Raw genomic sequence first — 20,820 nt, forward strand, 5'->3', positions numbered from 1 at the left:
AAGAACTCCCCCTGTTTTTTCTCATTTGCTTACGTTATAATAAGTTAAGGTGTAAACAGAATGACGAGGGGAGGTTGTGCTCTTTTGACTGCACAACTTTTAGCGAAAAATCAAGAGCATACCGTTGAAATTATTGACTTAAATCATGAGGGAAGTGGAGTTGCCAAAATTGAAGGCTATTCAGTATTCATTCCCGGGGTCCTTCAAGGGGAAATTGCACGGATTAAACTAATTAAAGTCGGTAAAAAATTTGGCTTTGGACGGTTGATTTATTTAGAAAAAACAAGTAATCATCGAACAGAACCGCCTTGTGTCGTTTATGATAAATGTGGTGGTTGTCAGTTGCAACATTTGGCGTATGATGCACAGCTTGTTTATAAGCAAAACCAAGTGGCTCAAGTAATGAAAAGAATTGCGAAACTAGATGTTCCGGTTCTCCAAACAGTCGGTATGGAAGAGCCTTTCCGTTATCGTAATAAAGCACAAGTTCCTGTGGGATACGTTCATCATAAGCTTGTAGCAGGTTTTTATCAAAAACGTAGCCATCAAATTATTGATATGGACACATGCTTGATTCAATCGAAAGCAAATGATGATGGTGTTCAAATTGCTCGAAGTATTTTTGAAAAATATGGTGTCGTTCCTTATGATGAAGAGCAACATCAAGGTGATTTAAGGCATATTATGACACGTGTTAGTTTTGCAACAGGAGAGTTGATGCTTGTCATCATTACACGTAAAGCATCATTTCCATTTAAAGAGCAGATTATAAAAGAGCTAGAGCAAACGATTCCAAATCTTGTTTCCATTGTACAAAACGTCAATCCGCATAAAACAAATGTTATTTTTGGCGAAAAAACACAGGTTTTAGCTGGTGACGAATATCTTGTTGATACCATCCATGGCATTCGCTTTGTCATTTCGGCACGTTCATTTTATCAAGTTAATCCTGTACAAACAGAGAAATTGTATCAATTAGTACTGGATAAAGCCGAATTAACAGGTGAAGAAATTGTATTTGACGCCTATTGTGGCATAGGTTCTATCTCGTTATGTTTAGCGAAGCAAGCAAAGCATGTATACGGCGTTGAGGTCATTTCAGAGGCTATTGCAGATGCTTTACTTAATGCACACGAAAATCACTTTACAAATGTAACCTTTGAAACAGGAAAAGCAGAGAATGTGATCCCTAATTGGTATAAAAAGAGAATTAAAGCAGATGTACTCGTTGTTGATCCACCACGTAAAGGCTGCGATGAAAAACTGCTGGAGACGATTTTAACAATGAAACCAAAACGTGTTGTCTATGTTTCATGTGATCCGGCAACGCTTGCTCGGGATATGCGCATTTTAGTAAATGGGGGGTATCAAGCAGGGGAAGTGCAGCCTGTCGATATGTTTCCAATGACAACGCATGTGGAATGTGTGACGGTGCTAGAGATAAATAATGAAAATTAGATTTTATCTAAAACTAAGATTAGTGAAAGGGCTCTTTGATACTCACTAATCTTAGTGTTTTTTAATCCCATATCTTTAACAATGTAAGAATCTCTTTCACAATTTCTTCTTGTGTTTTATCATCTGTCTTTACAATAAAATCTGCACAAGCTTCATAATGCGCTTTCCGTGGTGTAAAAACTGACTTGATTTCAGTATCTGTTTTTCCTTTAATAAGGGGCCTTGATATATCATTTCTTAGACGAGCAAGAAAGATTTCAGGTGAAGTTTCCAAATAAATGACAGGTGCAGGATGTTCGATTAGTTTCACACGGTTGATGGGATCTAAAACGATACCACCTCCAGTTGCAATGACTGCATTTGTCTCTATTAATTCTAATAATTTTTTTTGTTCAAGTTGTCTAAATTTTTGTTCGCCATACATTTTAAAAAGATCAGTAATACTCATTTTTTCTGTGTAAGCAATTTCATTATCGATATCAAGATAAGGAATTTTCATTTTAGTGGCTAAACGGTTGCCAATGGTTGTTTTTCCGGCACCCATAAACCCGATTAAAATCACTTGTTTGATGATAAACCTCTCCTTTTTTAACGCTTGAAAGTACTAAAGAAAGTATAGCATAAATTAGCTAAAGTGCAACCTAAAACAAGCAATAAAAATCCTTATATACAACTCTAGCCTATAGTCAACAGATGGAATATCATGTACAATTGAATTAAGATTAATCTGAAGAGGGGGGAAACGATGGAAACAATCCTTAAAGCAAGTAAGATTCGTAAAGTATATGGTTCAAAAGGAAGCCTTTATCCTGCGCTTAGTGGCATCTCGATGGAAGTTCTTCGCGGAGAATTTGTTGGTGTGATGGGCCCATCTGGTGCAGGGAAGTCAACGCTTTTAAATGTTCTTTCATCTATTGATCAACCAACATCTGGTGAAATCGAAATTGGTGGAAAATTACTAAAAGAAATGAGTCAAAAAGAGCTTGCTTTGTATCGTCGTGATATGCTCGGCTTTATTTTTCAAGATTATAATTTACTTGATACCATGACGGTAAAAGACAACATTGTTTTACCGTTAGCATTAAATAAAATGAAAGTAAAGGAAATTGAAGATCGGTTTGAGCTAATTGCCCGTCAATTTGATGTTTTATCCATTAAAGATAAATATCCAGGTCAAATTTCTGGTGGGCAAAAACAGCGGACAGCCGTTTGCCGTGCGATGATTACAGAACCAGCGCTTATTTTTGCTGATGAGCCAACAGGTGCTTTAGATTCAAAATCAGCAACGAATCTTTTAGAAGGCCTAGCCAAAGCGAAAGAAATTAGAAATGCAACAATCTTGATGGTTACGCATGACGCTTTTGCCGCCAGTTATTGTGAACGCGTTCTTTTTATTAAAGATGGGGAAATTTATACAGAAATTTATCGCGGGAATGCGAGCAGAAAACAATTTTTTAATAAAATTTTAGAAGTGCTTGCAATGCTTGGTGGTGACGTAAATGACACTTTTTAAAATTGCTATGCGAAATTTACGCAAAAACTTTACGCAGTATTTGCTTTATTTTGTTTCCGTAGCCATTTGTGTGTTAGTTATTTTTATCTTTATGGCCATTGCTTATAACCAACTCATTAAGAAAATTTTTTATAGTTGGATTGAGTCAACAGATTCACTGTTTCTTGTGTCTTCGTTTTTCTTAATTGTCTTTATTGCTTTTTTTGTTTTTTATTCCAGTGCTTACTTTATGACACGAAGAAAACGTGAGATTGGGCTGTACTCACTGCTTGGTTTAAGAAGAGGACAAATTTGTTTAGTTTTATTTTATGAAAACCTATTCCTACATATTAGCGCACTAATTGTTGGAATACTAGGTGGGATTTTCTTTTCAAAGTTTTTCATGATGTTGTTATTTTGGGTGGTTGATTTACATAAAAAAACCTATTTCATGGTTTCTGCTAAAGCTATTTTAATAACAACAATGACCTTTTTAGCGATTATGTGCTTAGTTTCATTGTATGGTATCTTTTTTGTCTTTCGTTATAAACTAGTGATTTTACTTCAAAAGAAAAAGCTAGAAAAAAAGATTTTAAAAGGCTCATTTTGGGTAATGATTATTGGGATTTTTCTGATCGCTTTCGGTTATTACTGGGCTTTGCAATTAGTCAATATAGTAGAGAAGATCAGCAGTAACGAAATCATGCTCATTAGTTTAAGCATTTTAACTTGTGTTGTACTTGGAACTTGGTTTGTCATTCGCTTTGGACTGCCTTTTATTTTTAGAATCATTTTGCAAAGGCGCATGGCTTATTATCATGGCGTTAACATGCTTGTTTTAAATGTGTTAGGCGATCGGATTAAAAAAAGCGTCAATACCCTTGCTTTAACAGCGACCTTTAGCGCAATTGCCCTTACGATTATTGGTGTGACAAGTTGTATGTATCAGCCTGCCATTGATGAGGCAAAAATAACGACACCTGTAAGTTTTCAAATTTTAAATGCTTCAAAAAAAGAAAAACAAGAAATAACAAAGATTCTAAAAAAACAAAAAGCACATCCACTGGTTTATACAACAGAAACTGAGTATGTGTTATCGGAATTAAAAAAGTTCAATCGTGATAAAGAAGGTGTTAGCCCGATTCTTATGGATCCTGTTGGACTATGTTTTATTTCTGAAAATGAGTTTAATCGTCTAAATGAACTAGAAGGAAATAAAAATAAGCCAATAACAGGTTTAGCAGATAAAGAAACCGTTATCGTCTCTTATGGAGTAAAAAGATATGAAGATGTTAGGGAAGATAAAGTTTTAACGAATTTAAATTTAAAAAATGGATCTTCTTTTAAAACGATTGATTATAGAAATCGTCCAATTCTTAATGTTTGGGGAGCAAGTGAGACGATGTTTGTCGTCAATGAAAAAACTTATCGCTCTTTAAAACAGATAGACAAGACTAGACAACTTTCACTTTATCAAGTAAAAGATCAACAAAATTCGGAAGCGCTGACACGTAACATTCAAATACTCATTGATGGGCGAGAAGATCTTTGGTCTGAACGAGTTAGTAGTTTCTTTACTGACTATCATTTGCATTTAATTTCTTCGGGTATCATGTTGTATATTAGTATCTTTTTTGTTAATATATTTTTCTTGGCTATTGGAAGTATTATTTATTTTAAACAAATTATCGAGGCTTATGATGAACAAGGTAAATTTCACGTGCTCTTTAAGCTTGGTTTGACTTATCAAGAGTTAAAAAAGATTATCATCGTTCAGCTGATACCAATGTTTGTTTTACCAATATTTGTTGGGATTGTGCATAGCTTTGTTGCGGCTTTAAGTTATGGGAAATTAATGGACGTTCAAGTTCATATACCCATTGGAATTATTTTTACATTCTATTGTCTATTTTATGGCTGTTACTATTGGCTATGTGTAAATAACTATATAAAAATTGTGATGCGGAACCACACTTAACTAGCCAAGTTGCATATTTTTCGCTAAAATAAAGGTAATGACAGGATTGGAGGCAAAAAATGATTAAAGTATATATTGTAGAAGATGATATCGTCATTCGCGACACAATTGGGAAGCATCTCAGTAAATGGGGGTTTGATGTCGGTATTGTTGATAACTTTAGCAACATCTTGAATGAGTTTTTAGAGTTTGAACCACAGCTCATCATCCTTGATGTCAATTTGCCTTATTTTGATGGTTTTTTTTGGTGTAATAAGATCCGTGAAGTATCCAATGTACCGATTATCTTTTTATCATCACGAAATTCGCAAATGGATCAGATTATGGGGATGAACATGGGCGCAGATTCTTATATTGAAAAGCCGGTTGATCTAGATGTGCTTATGGCACGTATTAATGCTTTAATTAGAAGAACTTATTCATATGCAGAGCTAGAAGAGCCCAATGTGATGGAACATAATAATATTTTCCTTCATATTGACACGAATACGCTGACTTATTTAGATAATAAAATTGAGTTAACCAAAAATGAATTTTTAATTTTATATGAACTAATGAAGCAAAAAGGAAGTATTGTTAGCCGAGACGAGATTATGCGCTCGCTTTGGGAAGATGAGAGCTTTGTTGATGATAATACACTGACTGTGAATGTTGTTCGCATCAGAAAAAAATTAGATGAGATTGGTTTAGGCCATTTCATTAAAACGAAAAAAGGCCAGGGATATATGATTGAATAAAAACATGGATCATTTTAATGCAAGCGCTTTTTGTTTTTGCTTCGCTTAAAATTCCTACCATTTGTTGAATGTGAGGGATAGAAATGAAAATTTTAGTTTTAGGTGGAACGCGTTTTTTCGGTAAAAAGCTCGTAGAACGCTTAATTGAAGCTCACCATGATGTAACGATAGCTACACGTGGCACACATGAGAATCCTTTTGGAGAAGCGGTTGCGCATAAGAAATTTGACCGGAGAGAACGCGATGATTTATTTGAGTTAGCACAAACTAAATTTGATGTTGTCTATGATAATATTTGTTATTCTCCGCAAGAAGCGCTTTATGCTGTTCAAGCTTTTAAAGATCAATCGATTCGATATATTTTTACGTCAACGTTAGCGGTTTATTGTCCGAAAGATAAGGAATTATTCGAGGACGATTTTGATCCTGCGCAATATGAAATCGTGACAGGGGATCGAGAAGATTTTTATTATGGTGAAGGAAAAAGATTAGCGGAAGCGGTTTATTTTCAAAAAGCGAGTTTCCCTGTTGTAGCCGTGCGTTTTCCGATTGTACTAGACGAAGCTGATTATACAAAACGCTTGGAATTTCATTTAAATCATATGTTAGCTGGTGAAGAAATTGGTATCAAAAATAAAGATGCTCATATCGGTTTTATTCAGGCGAATGAAGCAGCACGTTTCTTGGAATGGATTGGAACAAAAAGTGAGTTGTCTGGTGCGTTTAATGCAGCATCAAATGGAATATATACGCTTTCTGAACTCATCGATTTACTAGAGACGATCACTAAAAAAACAGCTGTTATTGAAGAAGTAACAGAAGATAATGATGAGTCACCTTTTGATCTTGAAGGAGATTACTATCTAAATACCAAAAAAGCACAACAAGCAGGATTTCAATTTGATCGTTTAGCTGATTGGTTTCCAAAGCTTGCGCAAACGCTTTTTGAAAAAACAACTTTTAACGTAAAGGAAGAAAAATAATGTTAAGTTTTGCAGAAAAAAGAGCCTTGTTTCAGCAATTTGATGAACTTGAGGAGCAACCTGTTTCGCTTGGACGACTGAACTATCATTTTAGAGCAAGCAAGCGCCCCAAAACGATTATTGTTAAATATCTACATCCAAACGGTAATGGCTTTATTTATGCGCCATTTGTTAGTGAAAGTGGAAAAGATGGTTACGTTAATATTCATGAAATGGAAAAAACGGAACTCATCGATCTATTGAAAAAAGCGCTTGAATACATGTCAAGTGATGGAGACGAATTTGCTGAAGGCTATACGGAGTGGTATGTAGACGATCATGGTGAAAAGCTAGAGCTCTCTTATGAAAATAAGATGTGGCTTATCTATGCTTTTAGGAATGTTGAAGCGGTTTTTAAAACACGCGAAGCAGCGCTCAGCTATTTAACTGATGAAGGGTTTTTTAAGAGCAAATAAAAGGAGCTAAAAAAATGGATTTATGGCGTTACTTGAAAGATAAACGTTTTTTTCTATTATTTTTTTTCAGTGTGATGTTTTTTGTTGGCTTACTCATTACAGTGGATATGAATAGTAGGCTTTCATTCGATAATTTTATTTATCTATTTGTTTTTATGCTTGTTTTTCTAGTCGTTTACTTGATCGCCGGTTTTTCATTCAAATATCAGTACTGGAAAGAAATGCGTGAATTAGTAAGTGGCGAGATTGAAGAGAACATCATTGAGCTTTTACCGAAGCCAAGGACGAATGAACAAGCTTTTTTTAATGAATTGATGCGTAAAAAACATCTTGAAGAACAAAAAATAATCGATGCACTTCAAGATAAGCAGCAAGAGTATCATGATTTTATTTTATATTGGGTGCATGAAGTAAAAACACCGATTGTAGCAAGTAAAATGCTTATCAATAATCCGGATTTAAACGATACAGAAACGATCTTTAAAAAAATCGATGAAGAACTAGATGAAGTTGATAAACTTGTGATGCAGGCGCTCTATTTCTCTAGGCTTGATACGTTTGCTAAAGATTATTTTATTCAAGAACAGAATCTAGGGACAATCGTTCGTGATTCAATTAAACGACATTCAAAGCTTTTTATTGCGGGTAGAAAAAAGATTTCTCTTGGTGAGATTGATATTGATTTACGCACGGATTCTAAGTGGCTTGGTTTTATTATTGATCAACTCCTTTCCAATGCTTTGAAATATACGGATACAGATGGTGAAATTCGCATCTGGATAGATAAAGCTGAAAATGGTGATCAGATGTTGCATGTTTCTGACAATGGGCGTGGAATTGCAGCAGAGGATTTGCCGCGTGTGTTTAATCAAGGCTTTACAGGTATGACTGGCCGAAAAGAAAAGAAAGCTACAGGGATGGGGCTTTATTTAGCTAAACAAATGGCAGGCAAGCTTGGTCACATGATCAAAATTGATTCCAAAGAAGGGATGGGCACGACAGTTACGATTATCTTTGAACAAAAAGATGATTATTTGTTAGTAGCTAAAGATTAGATGTGTTTAAAAAAGGATAAGGTAAAATCTCTAAAGAGAGCCTCAGAAGGTGAGAGCGCTCTTTTTTTTGTAGTGATCATTCCAACTGATCTTGATAATTCAGCGTTTTGTAGTGAGATGCTTTTCGTTTCTTTAAAAATCGTACCATCTAAAATCATTTCAGGCAAAATACTGATGCCAAGCCCTGCACCCACAAGCCCTTGAATGGTATAGAAATCTTTACTTTGAAAAGCAATCTCTGGTGTGAAACCGGATTTTGATGCGCTTGAAATGATGATTTTAGAGAGATCAAATTCAGGTGGATAAAGGACGAATTTTTCTTGTTTTAGTTGTTCTAAGCGAATTTTTTTTTCGTTCGCTAATGGATGATTTTTAGGAACGATCACTTTTAATTTTTCATTAAAAAAGCGTGTTATATTGAACCAGTCATTTTCTTTTGGCACAGGTGAAATAAAGGTCATATCAAGTTCACCTGATCGAATCATTTGTTTAAGTTCTGCATTTGAGCCTTCTAAAAAAGAATACGTAATTTCTGGATACTTTTTTCGAAAAACGGAAATTACGGTTGGTAATACTTTTGTAGCCAATGAATTTGGTAAACCAATGCGGACATTCCCTTTTTTAGGATCCATGTATTCATTAACAATGGCTTCTGCTTTTTGGAGTTCATTCAGAGTGATTTTGATTTGATTTAGAAATTGATATCCGACTGTCGTTAACTGCATATTACGGCCAGCACGGTCAAATAATTCAATGCCAAGTTCTTCTTCAAGCTTAGTAATTTGTCTGCTAACTGCGGATTGAGCAACATGTAAGTGTTCAGCTGCTTGTGTCATATGCTCCATACGCGCGACTTCCATAAAATATTTGAGTTGTCTAAATTCCATTTTTATTGGCTCCAATCATTCTCGATTTGAGATGGTTTTGTTCTATTATATATATTGTTTCGATAAATGAAAAGGCATAAAATAAAACTTACTATAAATATAAACTAGAACAATATAATTTTCTTTCAATTCTGTTAAATAAGAACAGTCATTAAAAAATAGGAGGTATTTTAAATGAAAAACACTGGTTTACCTCAAAAACACGGTTTATATCATCCAATTCATGAACACGATGCGTGTGGAATTGGTTTTGTCGCGAATATTAAGAATCAAGCATCGAAAAAAATTGTCGAACAAGGGATCCATATGCTTTGTCAGTTAAAGCATCGTGGAGGAGAAATTGGCGGAGATACAGGTGATGGTGCGGGGATATTACTTGAGCTTTCAGATTCTTTTTTTAGAAAAGCAGCGCAAGAAAGCAATATTGAATTGCCTGATCGATATGAATATGCAGTAGGAATGTTTAATTTTCCACAAGATGAAGCAGAACGATTTCTTCTTATGAAAGAAACAGAAAAATACGTTGCAAAGGAAAAACAATTTTTTCTAGGTTGGCGGAAAGTACCAACTGACCGAACAAAAATTGGTCAAGGTGCCCGTAAAACGGAACCAGCGATGTTCCAATTATTTATTGCAAAAGAAAAGACGTTAACTGAAAATGAATTTGAACGTAAACTATACTTGATTCGCAAGCAAGTTGAAAATTTTGCTGCAAAAGAAAAAACAATCACTGAGCCTTTTTATATTCAAAGCTTATCTACACGTACGATTATTTTCAAAGGAATGTTAACACCAGAGCAAATTGAGCAATACTACCTTGATTTAACGAGTTATACCTCATCATTTGCGCTTGTGCATTCACGGTTTTCAACGAATACATTTCCAAGTTGGGAACGAGCACATCCTTATCGCTATTTAGTTCATAATGGTGAAATTAATACACAGCGTGGAAACGTAAGCTGGATGAAAGCGCGCGAAAAACGAGCAGCTTCCCATTTTTTTGGCGCTGACTTAGAAAAATTGATGCCAATTATCGATGAAGATGGCAGCGATTCAGGAACATTGGATAATGTGCTTGAATTTCTAGTTCAAACAGGACGTAGTTTACCTCATGCTGCCATGATGTTAATTCCAGAACCATGGGATAAAAATGAAATGCTTTTAGATCCAAAACGCGCTTTTTATGAATACCATTCAACACTGATGGAGCCTTGGGATGGGCCAACTTCAATTTCTTTCACTGATGGGCGAGTAATTGGAACCATTCTTGATCGTAACGGTTTACGGCCAGCTCGCTACTATTTAACAAAAGACGATACGATTATTTATTCCTCAGAAACCGGTGTTGTTCCAGTTGCTGAAAAAGATGTCATAAAAAAAGAAACCGTTGGCGCAGGTGAAATGCTTTTAATTGATTTAGAGGCTGGGCGAATCATTTCTGATGCGGAAGTGAAACACACATTAACCAATGAAAAACCTTATCGGAAATGGCTAAACGAGGAATTAAGCGACTTGAGCTTATTAACAAACAAAACAACTTTCACTGAGTCGTCTCAAAATAAGACCATTTGCTTAAAAAAACAACGCGCATTTGGGTACACGCAGGACGAATTAAATAAAATCCTAATCCCGATGGTGGAAGAGAAAAAAGATCCAATGGGTGCAATGGGTTATGATGCACCACTTGCTGTTTTATCAAAGCGGCCACAGCTACTGTTCAATTACTTTAAACAACTATTTGCCCAAGTCACAAATCCACCGATTGATGGTTTGCGTGAGCAGGCGGTTATTTCGACGATGACATTACTTGGGGATGAAGGAAATATCCTTGAACCCTCTGCTAAAAATGCGCATCGGATTAGATTAAAGACCCCCATTTTATCGCGTTTAGACTTTATTGCACTGCTTCAGCAAAATATTTTCACTAAATCGACAAAAGAAATTGATATTTTATTTCAAGCTGAGGAGTCTGATCAACTTGAGCAGAAAATAAAAATGATTTGCGAGCGAATTGATCAGGAAGTTGCAAGTGGAGTCGAATTAATTATTCTAACGGATGAAAAAATAAACGATACGCAAATCGGAATACCATCATTGCTAATAACAAGTGCTGTACACCAACATTTGATTAAACAAGGTACACGTACAAAAGTTAGTTTAATCATTAAAACGGGTGAGGCACGAGATGTTCATCAATGTGCGCTTCTTATTGGCTACGGGGCGGATGCTATTTTTCCTTATTTAGCGATTGATGTATTTGCTAATTTGATCAAAGAGGGACGCTTAAAAGGATTTTCTCTTAGTGAAGCAGAAACACGCTATATTGAAGCACTGACAGATGGTATTTTAAAAGTGATGTCTAAGATGGGAATTTCAACGGTTCAAAGTTATCGTGGAGCACAGATTTTTGAAGCTATTGGGATTAGTGATGAAGTCATTGCAAAGTACTTTTCTAAAACAGCGAATAGGCTATCTGGCATTCCACTGGAAATGATTGCAAAAGAAGCTTGGTTGCGTCATAGAAAAGCTTTCCATGATATTGGCTACCAAGTTGAGACGCTTGATTCTGGTGGGGAATATCAATGGCGCTCAGATGGAGAATACCATGTCTACAATCCACTTGCTATTCACTCCTTACAGCAAGCTGTGCGAGAAAATGATCAAGAACGTTACGATTTATATAGCGACTTAATAGAAAATCATAATCAGGCTTTTCTACGTGGCTTATTAACATTTAAGAGCGATAAAAAGCCGATTCCCTTGGAAGAAGTAGAACCGGTTGAATCTCTTTTTAAACGCTTTAAAACGGGCGCAATGAGCTATGGTTCAATTAGTCAAGAAGCACACGAGGCGCTTGCTATAGCAATGAATCGAATGGGTGGAAAAAGTAATAGTGGTGAAGGTGGCGAAAATCCAGATCGTTTTATTCAAGATAGTAATGGTGACCTTAAGCGAAGTGCCATTAAACAAATTGCTTCTGGACGTTTTGGCGTCACAAGTCATTATTTAGTGAATGCCGACGAATTACAAATTAAAATGGCGCAAGGCGCAAAGCCAGGTGAAGGAGGACATTTACCTGGTAATAAAGTCTATCCATGGATTTCAAAAACGCGTGGATCTACAACAGGTGTTGGTTTAATCTCACCACCGCCACACCATGATATTTATTCGATTGAAGATTTAGCACAACTTGTTTTTGATTTAAAGAACGCCAATCCAAAAGCGCGGGTTAATGTTAAACTTGTGTCAAAAACTGGAATAGGGACCATTGCTTCTGGTGTAGCTAAGGGTAAGGCTGATGTTATTCTTGTTAGCGGGTATGAAGGTGGAACAGGGGCGGCTGCAAGGAGTAGTATTCGGCATACAGGTCTCCCTTGGGAAATTGGTTTAGCAGAAACTCAGCAAACACTTCTGCTAAATGATTTGCGCAGTCAAGTCGTTCTTGAGACAGATGGTAAATTAATGACTGGAAAAGATGTACTTGTTGCTGCTATGCTTGGCGCGGAGGAGTTTGGTTTTGCAACTGCACCGCTTGTTGCACTCGGCTGCGTTATGATGCGCGTATGCCACATGGATACATGTCCAGTCGGCGTTGCAACACAAAATCCTGAACTTCGGAAAAAATTCGTTGGTTCACCTGAGATGGTCGTTCGCTTTTTCCATTTTATTGCTGAAGAAATGCGTGAACTGATGGCATCACTTGGCGTTAGGTCGCTTACCGAACTAATTGGACGCAAAGAGTATTTGATAACACACGTGCGTAAAGCAACACACTGGAAAGCAAAGTATCTTGATTTTACCAATATGCTTTACACGGATGACTTTTACAAACAAAAAACGCAATATTGCTCGAAAAAACAAGACCATAAGCTTGAGGAAACACTAGATGAGAGAAAGCTATTAAAAACGATTGAACCAGCTCTAGAAGGCGGTAAAAAGGTAACGGCCAGTTTCCCTGTACGCAATGTTGATCGAGCAATTGGGACCATCAGTGGCTCTTATGTTAGCCGTAAATACGGAGCAAAAGGGCTTCCAGAAGATACGATTGATCTAACCTTTATCGGTTCTGCAGGTCAAAGTTTTGGTGCTTATGTACCAAAGGGAATGACATTAACCGTTTTTGGTGATGTCAATGATTATTTTGGCAAAGGACTTTCTGGTGGAAAATTGATTGTAAAACCAAGCGCTGAAGCAATTATTTCAGCACATGATTCAGCAATTGCTGGTAATGTATCACTTTATGGAGCAACAAATGGTGAAGCCTATATAAATGGCCAAGCAGGTGCAAGATTTGCTGTCCGAAATAGCGGTGCAAACGTTGTTGTTGAGGGAATTGGCGATAATGGCTGTGAATACATGACTGGAGGCATCGTTGTCATTCTTGGAACCCTCGGGAATAATTTTGCAGCCGGTATGTCAGGTGGTACTGCTTATGTTTATGCAGAAAATAAAGCAGCTCTTTTCGCAAAAATAAATAAAGAATTAGTCTGTTGTCGAGCTGTATCTTCTGAACAGGAAGAAGAAGCATTAGAACGATTAGTTAAAAACCATGCCTACTATACGAATAGCTCATTTGCTAAAGAATTACTTGCTGATTGGGAAAATCTTAAGCAACACTTTGTCCTAGTTATTCCAAAAGAATACGAAATGATGTTGAAGCAAATGGCGATGTTTGAGGCACAAGGTCTTTCAAAAGAAGAAGCGGAGTTACAAGCTTTTTATCAACATAAAAACGAAAAAACAACCTTAAGTGAGGAGAAAGGATGAGCTGTCATGGGGAAAGCAACGGGTTTTATCGATTATAAGCGAATAAAAGAGCCAGAGCGAGATGCAAAAAAACGGACAGAAGACTGGTTGGAGTATCGCTTGCCAATGCCTGAAAAGGATTTAACAACCCAAGCTGCACGCTGTATGGATTGTGGCGTTCCTTTCTGTAGCGTTGGCATGGAAATTAAAAATGGTGTTTCTGGTTGTCCACTTCATAATTTAATTCCGGAGTGGAATGATGCGGTTTATCGAGGCGATTTTTTTGAAGCATTACAGTTACTTCTTAAAACAAATAATTTTCCTGAATTTACAGGACGGATTTGTCCTGCTCCTTGTGAAGGGAGTTGTACGGTTTCGATTTCAGAGCCAGCAGTAGGCATTAAATCGATTGAATATGCTATCATTGAACATGCTTTTAAAGAAGGTTGGATAAAGCCAAATCCCCCTGAAAAAAGAACAGGAAAGCGTGTTGCGGTTATTGGTTCAGGACCTGCTGGACTGGCGTGTGCCGATCAGCTAAATCAAGCTGGACACTCCGTCACTGTTTTTGAAAAAAGTGACCGGATTGGTGGTTTGTTGATGTATGGGATACCAACGATGAAACTTGAAAAGGCACAAGTGAATAGACGCGTTCATCTAATGAAACAAGAGGGAATCGAATTTAAAACGAATTGTGATGTTGGAAATGATATTTCATTAACAGAACTAAAGCGGGATTTCGATGCGCTTGTCCTTGCAACAGGAGCGAGCAAACCGCGTGATGTGGGCTTACCTGGTCGAGATGCAAAAGGAATCTATTTTGCAGTTCCTTATCTAACTGAGGCGACGATTAGCCAGTTAGAAGAGAATGGGGGTTCCGTGCTCTCTGCAAAAGATAAAAATGTCATTATCATTGGTGGTGGAGATACAGGTGCTGATTGTGTAGCAACAGCCCTTCGCCAAGGTGCAAAATCAATTCGCCAACTATCCATTTCAAGTGAACCACAAAAAGAGCGAACAACTAAAAATCCTTGGCCTGAATATCCACGTGTATTAAAAAACGATTACGCTCATGAAGAAGCCAAAGCAATCTATGGTAAAGATCCACGTGAATATCTCTTGAGTACAACAGCTTTTGTTAAAAATGAAGACGGAAGGCTAATTGGCATTGAAACGGTGCAAGTCAAAGAGGATTTAGCCAAACAACAATATCAAGAAGTACCTGGAACGGAGCAGTTTTACGAAGCGGATATGGTCCTTATCGCAGTCGGCTTTATGGGAGCAACAGAAGATATATTTGAGAATTTTAATGTGAACAAAACAAAACGGCACACAATTGAAGCAGCAAAAGGTTTTTATCGTACAAGTGAAGCGGGAATTTTTGCTTGTGGCGATGCTAGGCATGGTCAAAGCCTTGTTGTTACAGCAATTGCTGAAGGAAGAGAAGCAGCCCGTGAAGTAGACTTTTACTTAATGGGTGAAACCTTCTTACCGTAAAAAAGTGCTGGGATAAAGCGAGTGAATAAGAGGATTGGCAGAAACTAGAAGTCTGCCAATTCTTTTTTGCTTAAGCAACAATAAAGCAAAATCTATTCATTTGAGCTATACTGAAAAGGAATTAAAATTAAGGAGGTCCTCTTCATGTTAAAACTAGGAATTATCGGAACAGGATGGATTACAGATTCATTTATTCAAGGTGCACAAAATTCTAAAATGTGGACGCTAGCTGCCGTATATTCACGGACACTTGAAAAAGCAAGTGACTTTGCAAGCAAATATCAAGGTGAAATCACACCATTCGATCAAATTGATGAAATGATCGCTTCAGATAAAGTTGATGCTATTTATATTGCGTCACCCAATAGCCTACATTTCAAATATGCTCTAAAATGCTTAGCTGCTAAAAAGCATGTGATTGTTGAAAAACCAATCTTTTCAACCGTTGCTGAACTCAAGCAGGCTCATGAACTTGCCAAAGCAAATGGTGTTTTTTTATTTGAAGCAGCTAGACATATCCACGAACCCAATTTTAAAATTTTGAAAAAAGAACTCGCACGCCTTGGCAAAGTTAGTGGTGCTACACTAGTTTACATGAAGTATTCTTCACGTTACGATAAAGTGTTAAGTGGCGACTCTATACCCAATATCTTTTCATTGGATTTTTCTGGAGGAGCCATTGTTGATTTAGGTGTCTATGCGCTTTATACTGCGATCGCTTTATTTGGAGCTCCTAAAAAAGCAACTTATTTTGCCGAAAAAATCCATACAGGCGTCGACGGTCATGGAACGATCATTTTGGAATATCCAGCGTTCAATATTACAATTATTCAAGGAAAAAACCAGACTTCTTATCTGCCAAGTGAAATTTATGGTGAGAAAGGGACACTAGTCATTAACCCACTTACATCCATTAAAGAATTAAAGTTTTATGATTACCATCAAGACGAAGCAAAAGAACTTGCTGGCCCAGTTATTTCAAATGATATGCAATTTGAAGCAGAAGAATTTGCTCGTATTATCAAAGAAAATGACCAAACAAGCTATCAAGATTTAGCTGATTTGAGTTTACAAGTCCTACATGTCTCAAACGAATTGCGCCATCAAAATAATATTTGGTTTAAAGGTGAAACGAATAGCTAGTGCTCGTGTTTTTTGCTATGATAAAGAGAGAATAGAAAAATTAAGAAGGAGTTAATCATGAACGAAAACGGATCAGTACCAAGCCAGTGGCAAAAAAAATGGCAAGAACACGGCTTTAAGGAACCAACTGCTATTCAAAAAGCTTTATATCAGCCAATCCTAGCAGGTGAAGATGTCATAGCCATCTCACCAACAGGAACAGGAAAAACAGTTGCTTATACATTGCCTATTTTAGAAGGTATCGAAGCGATTCCAAAGCTACAATGGCTTGTTCTTGCACCAAGTCATGAGCTTGTTATGCAGATTACAGAAGTCATTCGTTCATTTTTACCAACAGGATTAAGTGTTCTTGCCATTATCGGTGGTGCAAATGTTAAACGCCAGATTGAAAAACTGAAAAAAAAGCCGCAGATTATCGTTGCGTCTTCTGGACGAGCGAGTGAACTAATTAAGCAAAAGAAAATCAAACTGCATGAAGTGAAGACAATAACACTTGATGAATGTGATCAATTATTAAAGCAGGAAAACATGGCAGAAGTGATGGCAATCGTTCAAGGCGCTATGCGTGATCGGCAATTAATTTTAGTTTCCGCTACAAAGCTTGAAGAGCCAGAACGAATTTTTGCACAAACAGGAAAATCCCAGATAACGATCGAAATGGGCGAAGAAGAGAATGAACATGGCAAAGTAGAGCATCTTTTTATGGAAGTTGAAAATCGTGATAAAGCAACGTTATTAAGAAGACTTGAACACGTAAATGGTATACGTGCACTGGTTTTTGTAAGAGATAAGCCACGAATGGATATTTTACTTGAAAAGTTAGCTTATGATGGTGTAAAAGCAGCAGGTATTCATGGAGAAATCCGCAAAGAAACGCGCAAAAAAACACTACAAGCATTTAAAAAGGGAGATCTACACTTTTTAATTGTTACCGATCTAGCAGCAAGAGGACTTGATATCCCCCATTTACCTTATGTCATTCATTATGACATGGCTGGTAGTGAAAAAGAATATATTCATCGTTCTGGTCGGACTGGCCGTATGGGTGAAGATGGGATTGTCATTAGCTTTGTTAATAAGCGCGAAATGCGAACACTGAAACAATACGTTAAATCATCTGGGAAAAAGGTGCAGCAAATAAGATTTTATCAAGGGGAATTAGTAAAAACAGATGAACGCTAGTCAACTAAATTGTGCAAAAACATTTACAAGCCGCACTTTTGCTTAGGGCCGTGTTGCTTGTAGAAAAGGATATCTGATTTAAAGGAGTTGAGAGAATGACCGGGAGAAAAGAAGAAGTTCTCAAGCTTTTAAACCAAATCAATCAAGGAATCTCTGCAAGTGACGTGGCCGAGCGATTGCAAATGGATCGAGCAAATGTTAGTCGTTATCTAAATGATTTATTTAAAGAAGAAAAAATTCAAAAAATCTCAGGAAAACCAGTACTATATCAGGCATTAAAAAAGAAACAAGACCGAGAATTAAACCATCAGTCAGCTTTTGATCGTCTTATTGGCTCTAGCAAAAGCCTAAAAGTAAGCATTCAACAAGCAAAAGCCGCGATTTTTTATCCACCAAGAGGATTACATACTTTAATACTCGGTAAAACAGGGACCGGGAAGTCACTTTTTGCCGAATGCATGTACGAATTTTCAAAAGAGACAGAGATGATTCCAAAAAAAGCGCCCTTTGTCTCTTTTAATTGCGCAGACTATGCACAGAACCCGCAGCTTTTATTTGGGCATATTTTTGGCGTGATAAAAGGTGCTTATACAGGTGCTGATGAAAATCGTGCTGGTTTACTTGCTAAAGCAGATGGAGGAATTCTTTTTTTAGATGAAATCCACAGATTACCACCAGAAGGTCAAGAAATGTTATTTACATTCATTGATAAAGGTGAGTACAGGCCACTTGGTGAAAGTGCTGTTATACGACATGCTAATGTGCAAATTATTGGGGCAACAACGGAGGCACCAGATAATTTTTTACTTGAAACGTTTGCCAGAAGAATTCCAATGACGATCACGTTACCTACGCTTACGGAAAGAAATTTAGAAGAGCGGTATCAATTGATTGAATTTTTCTTAAACCAAGAGGCAAGCCGCTTAAACCAATCCATTCGTGTACACCGTCAAGCATTGATTGCTTTTTTGCTTTATCATGCCAGTGCGAATGTTGGCCAATTACAGCGTGATTTGAAACTTGCTTGTGCCAAAGCTTTCTTACATTATAAAACAAAAATGACAAACTACATATTGATTGAACAAGATGACTTACCTATTCATGTCCAAAAAGGCTTACTTCACCTAAAAGATGAGCCAGAAAAATTAAATCGTTTAATCGATATTAATCGAACGGTCTTCACCTTTACTTACAAAAACGAAATCGCTGAAAAAAATTCTGCTGCAACGGCTGATGTTTATGATGTTATTCAACAAAAAGCTGATCAGTTAATCAAAGCAGGTAAGGACCAAACAGAATTATACATTGATATTGACCAGTATTTTCATAAATATATGATCGAGCTTCCAACCAAACAAACAGCAAAGGAAATTATCGATTCAACCATTTGGCAATTAACCGAAAAAGCTTATCAGCATGCAAGTCAACGCTTAGAGCGCAACTATAATGAAAAAATGAAATTTGCTTTTGCCCTTCATCTTCAAAGTACTATTGAACGAATTCGTGAACAAAAGCATATTGTTCATCCAGATCTGAATAATATCCGTAAAAAATATCCGAAAGAATTCCAAGTAGCCATCGATTTATCCATGATGATTGAACAAACGTTTACCATCGAAATTTCTTTTGATGAAATCGGCTTTTTAACGATGTTTTTAACCGCAGAAATTGGTGAAGCTTTACTTGAAAGTGAAGTACAAGTCGAAGTCATCGTCATGATGCACGGCAGATCAACAGCAACAAGCATGGTTGAAACTGTTCAAGAATTATTAGATATTGAAAATGGAACGGCTATTGATATGCCGCTTTCAATGGATGTTAAGACAATGTATGAAAAGGTGAAGCAGCAAGTTCAAGCGCTTTTTGATGTCAGAGGAATCCTTATTTTATCAGATATGGGTTCGCTAAACTCTTTTGGTGATATGCTAGCTGAAGAATTAGGGATTCGGACAAAAACAATTGCGATGACAAGTACGCCTATCGTCTTAGAAGCACTGCGTAAGGCGTCTCTTGGTCGGGGGTTAGAAGATATTTATCAAAGCTGTGAACTTCTTTTTGAAAACAGATATAAAACACTAGAACTTTGTGAAAAGAAAATGAAAAAAGCGATTATCATTACTTGTTTCACAGAAGCAGGTGTAACAGAGCAATTGCGGCTTCGGATTAATCCAATCATTGATCAAAGCCACGTTGAAGTGATCACTTTGCAATTTTTATATAAAGAAGCTTTTCGCGAACAAGTTGACCAGTTAATGGAGGAATATGATATTTTGGCTATTATGGGCCCTGTTGAGTTCAAATACCGCGATATCCCGTTTTTTAGTGCAATGGAGATATTTTCAGAAGGCGGTTTAGATATCGTTCAACGTGTTTTAAGTGATAATGCACCTTATGAAAGGTTAATTGATTCTTTGAAAGGTCATTTAAAGCTTGCTGGATCCATTGAAGAACTGATTTACCTTTTAAGAACAACCATTTCTGAACTCCAGGCACGTCTTTGTATTGTTCTAGAATCTGGTGTTGATACGGGGATTATCTTGCATCTTGCTTTTCTAATTGAACGGATGAGACTTGGGGCAATCAACCGTGAGTTTCCTGACTTAAATGATTTTAAGAAGAAATATGCTGAACAAATGCAAATCACAGCTCAAATGTTGGAATCTATTGAACGTGAGTATGAAATCAATATTCCAGAAGCTGAAATTGCTTACTTAACGCAAATGTTAATAACAAATAAAGTTAAAATGGGAAACTAAAGTGTGTATCAAATTACACACTTTTTTTCATATGTGTAATGACCAAATAAGGGAATTATAGGAAACTTTTTGGCATGATTCTTGCTTTATAATCTATGGAGTTAACTTAAAAATAAAGGAAGTGTAATAAAATGGTAGAAATAGAACAAACCATCATGAGCTTAATTGTATTTGGTGGAAACGCAAAAAGTGACGCAATGCTCGCTATTGAAGCAGCAAAAATGGGAGATTTTGAAAAAGCAGATAAGCAAGTGCAATTAGCAGAAAGTGCTTTGCTCGAAGCACACCGTTCACAAACTGCACTGATCCAAGGTGAAGCTCGCGGAGAACGTACGGAAGTTTCACTATTATTAATACACGCGCAAGATCATTTAATGAATGCTATCACTTTTAAAGATTTGGCGAAAGAAATTGTTGAACTATACCGTGTAAAATAAAAAATAGAGAGGAT

15 protein-coding genes are annotated in these 20,820 nt (G+C 36.7%); 13 read left to right on the top strand and 2 right to left on the bottom strand.

Features of this window, described 5'->3' with window-relative positions; genetic code table 11:
- The first annotated feature begins 84 nt into the window (after positions 1-84).
- Positions 85-1,458, top strand: coding sequence for a 23S rRNA (uracil(1939)-C(5))-methyltransferase RlmD (gene rlmD, locus G6Q10_RS02575; protein ID WP_163652533.1), 1,374 nt, complete (start codon positions 85-87; stop codon positions 1,456-1,458).
- 61 nt (positions 1,459-1,519) lie between these two features.
- On the opposite strand, the gene G6Q10_RS02580 is transcribed toward rlmD, so the two are convergent.
- Positions 1,520-2,020, bottom strand: a complete 501-nt coding sequence (locus G6Q10_RS02580; protein WP_255464891.1) for a shikimate kinase — start codon at positions 2,018-2,020, stop codon at positions 1,520-1,522.
- A 183-nt stretch (positions 2,021-2,203) separates the two neighbouring features.
- Here G6Q10_RS02580 and G6Q10_RS02585 point away from each other — a divergent pair, with 183 nt between their 5' ends.
- The 6 genes from G6Q10_RS02585 to G6Q10_RS02610 all read left to right on the top strand — a co-directional run bounded on the left by G6Q10_RS02585 (position 2,204) and on the right by G6Q10_RS02610 (position 8,158).
- Complete coding sequence (locus G6Q10_RS02585; RefSeq protein ID WP_163652534.1) at positions 2,204-2,971, top strand: ABC transporter ATP-binding protein; 768 nt, start codon at positions 2,204-2,206, stop codon at positions 2,969-2,971.
- The gene (locus tag G6Q10_RS02590; protein WP_163652535.1) at positions 2,958-4,928 is read left to right on the top strand and encodes an FtsX-like permease family protein; all 1,971 of its coding nucleotides are present in this window, start codon (positions 2,958-2,960) and stop codon (positions 4,926-4,928) included. Before G6Q10_RS02585 ends, G6Q10_RS02590 begins: the two co-directional genes overlap by 14 nt.
- Positions 4,929-4,987: 59 nt before the next feature.
- Positions 4,988-5,665 carry a response regulator transcription factor gene (locus G6Q10_RS02595; RefSeq protein WP_163652536.1) on the top strand — a complete coding sequence of 226 codons (678 nt, stop codon included), beginning with the start codon at positions 4,988-4,990 and terminating at the stop codon, positions 5,663-5,665.
- 83 nt (positions 5,666-5,748) lie between these two features.
- The gene (locus tag G6Q10_RS02600) at positions 5,749-6,648 is read left to right on the top strand and encodes an NAD-dependent epimerase/dehydratase family protein (protein ID WP_163652538.1); all 900 of its coding nucleotides are present in this window, start codon (positions 5,749-5,751) and stop codon (positions 6,646-6,648) included.
- A complete protein-coding gene (locus tag G6Q10_RS02605; RefSeq protein WP_163652540.1) occupies positions 6,648-7,103 on the top strand; it encodes a hypothetical protein in 456 nt (151 codons plus the stop codon). The genes G6Q10_RS02600 and G6Q10_RS02605 overlap by 1 nt, the downstream gene beginning before the upstream one ends.
- 14 nt (positions 7,104-7,117) lie before the next feature.
- The gene (locus G6Q10_RS02610; RefSeq protein WP_163652542.1) at positions 7,118-8,158 is read left to right on the top strand and encodes a sensor histidine kinase; all 1,041 of its coding nucleotides are present in this window, start codon (positions 7,118-7,120) and stop codon (positions 8,156-8,158) included.
- Here G6Q10_RS02610 and G6Q10_RS02615 read toward each other — a convergent pair.
- Entirely contained in the window at positions 8,155-9,045 is an 891-nt protein-coding gene (locus G6Q10_RS02615) for a glutamate biosynthesis transcriptional regulator GltC (protein WP_163652543.1), read from the bottom strand. The genes G6Q10_RS02610 and G6Q10_RS02615 overlap by 4 nt on opposite strands.
- Positions 9,046-9,219: 174 nt before the next feature.
- Between G6Q10_RS02615 and gltB the strand changes: the two genes are divergently transcribed.
- The 6 genes from gltB (at position 9,220) to G6Q10_RS02645 (ending at position 20,806) form a co-directional block, all read left to right on the top strand.
- Positions 9,220-13,812 carry a glutamate synthase large subunit gene (gltB, locus tag G6Q10_RS02620; RefSeq protein ID WP_163652544.1) on the top strand — a complete coding sequence of 1,531 codons (4,593 nt, stop codon included), beginning with the start codon at positions 9,220-9,222 and terminating at the stop codon, positions 13,810-13,812.
- 6 nt (positions 13,813-13,818) lie between these two features.
- Entirely contained in the window at positions 13,819-15,288 is a 1,470-nt protein-coding gene (locus G6Q10_RS02625) for a glutamate synthase subunit beta (protein ID WP_163652545.1), read from the top strand.
- A 144-nt stretch (positions 15,289-15,432) separates the two neighbouring features.
- A complete protein-coding gene (locus tag G6Q10_RS02630) occupies positions 15,433-16,431 on the top strand; it encodes a Gfo/Idh/MocA family protein (protein WP_163652546.1) in 999 nt (332 codons plus the stop codon).
- Between the two features lie 57 nt (positions 16,432-16,488).
- Positions 16,489-17,613 (top strand): DEAD/DEAH box helicase, encoded by a 1,125-nt coding sequence (locus G6Q10_RS02635; protein ID WP_163652547.1) that lies wholly within the window; start codon positions 16,489-16,491, stop codon positions 17,611-17,613.
- A 95-nt stretch (positions 17,614-17,708) separates the two neighbouring features.
- The gene (locus G6Q10_RS02640) at positions 17,709-20,369 is read left to right on the top strand and encodes a sigma-54-dependent transcriptional regulator (protein WP_163652548.1); all 2,661 of its coding nucleotides are present in this window, start codon (positions 17,709-17,711) and stop codon (positions 20,367-20,369) included.
- A 131-nt stretch (positions 20,370-20,500) separates the two neighbouring features.
- The gene (locus tag G6Q10_RS02645; RefSeq protein ID WP_163652549.1) at positions 20,501-20,806 is read left to right on the top strand and encodes a PTS sugar transporter subunit IIA; all 306 of its coding nucleotides are present in this window, start codon (positions 20,501-20,503) and stop codon (positions 20,804-20,806) included.
- Positions 20,807-20,820 lie beyond the last annotated feature (14 nt).

Source organism: Listeria sp. PSOL-1, assembly GCF_902806445.1.
Lineage (GTDB): Bacteria > Bacillota > Bacilli > Lactobacillales > Listeriaceae > Listeria.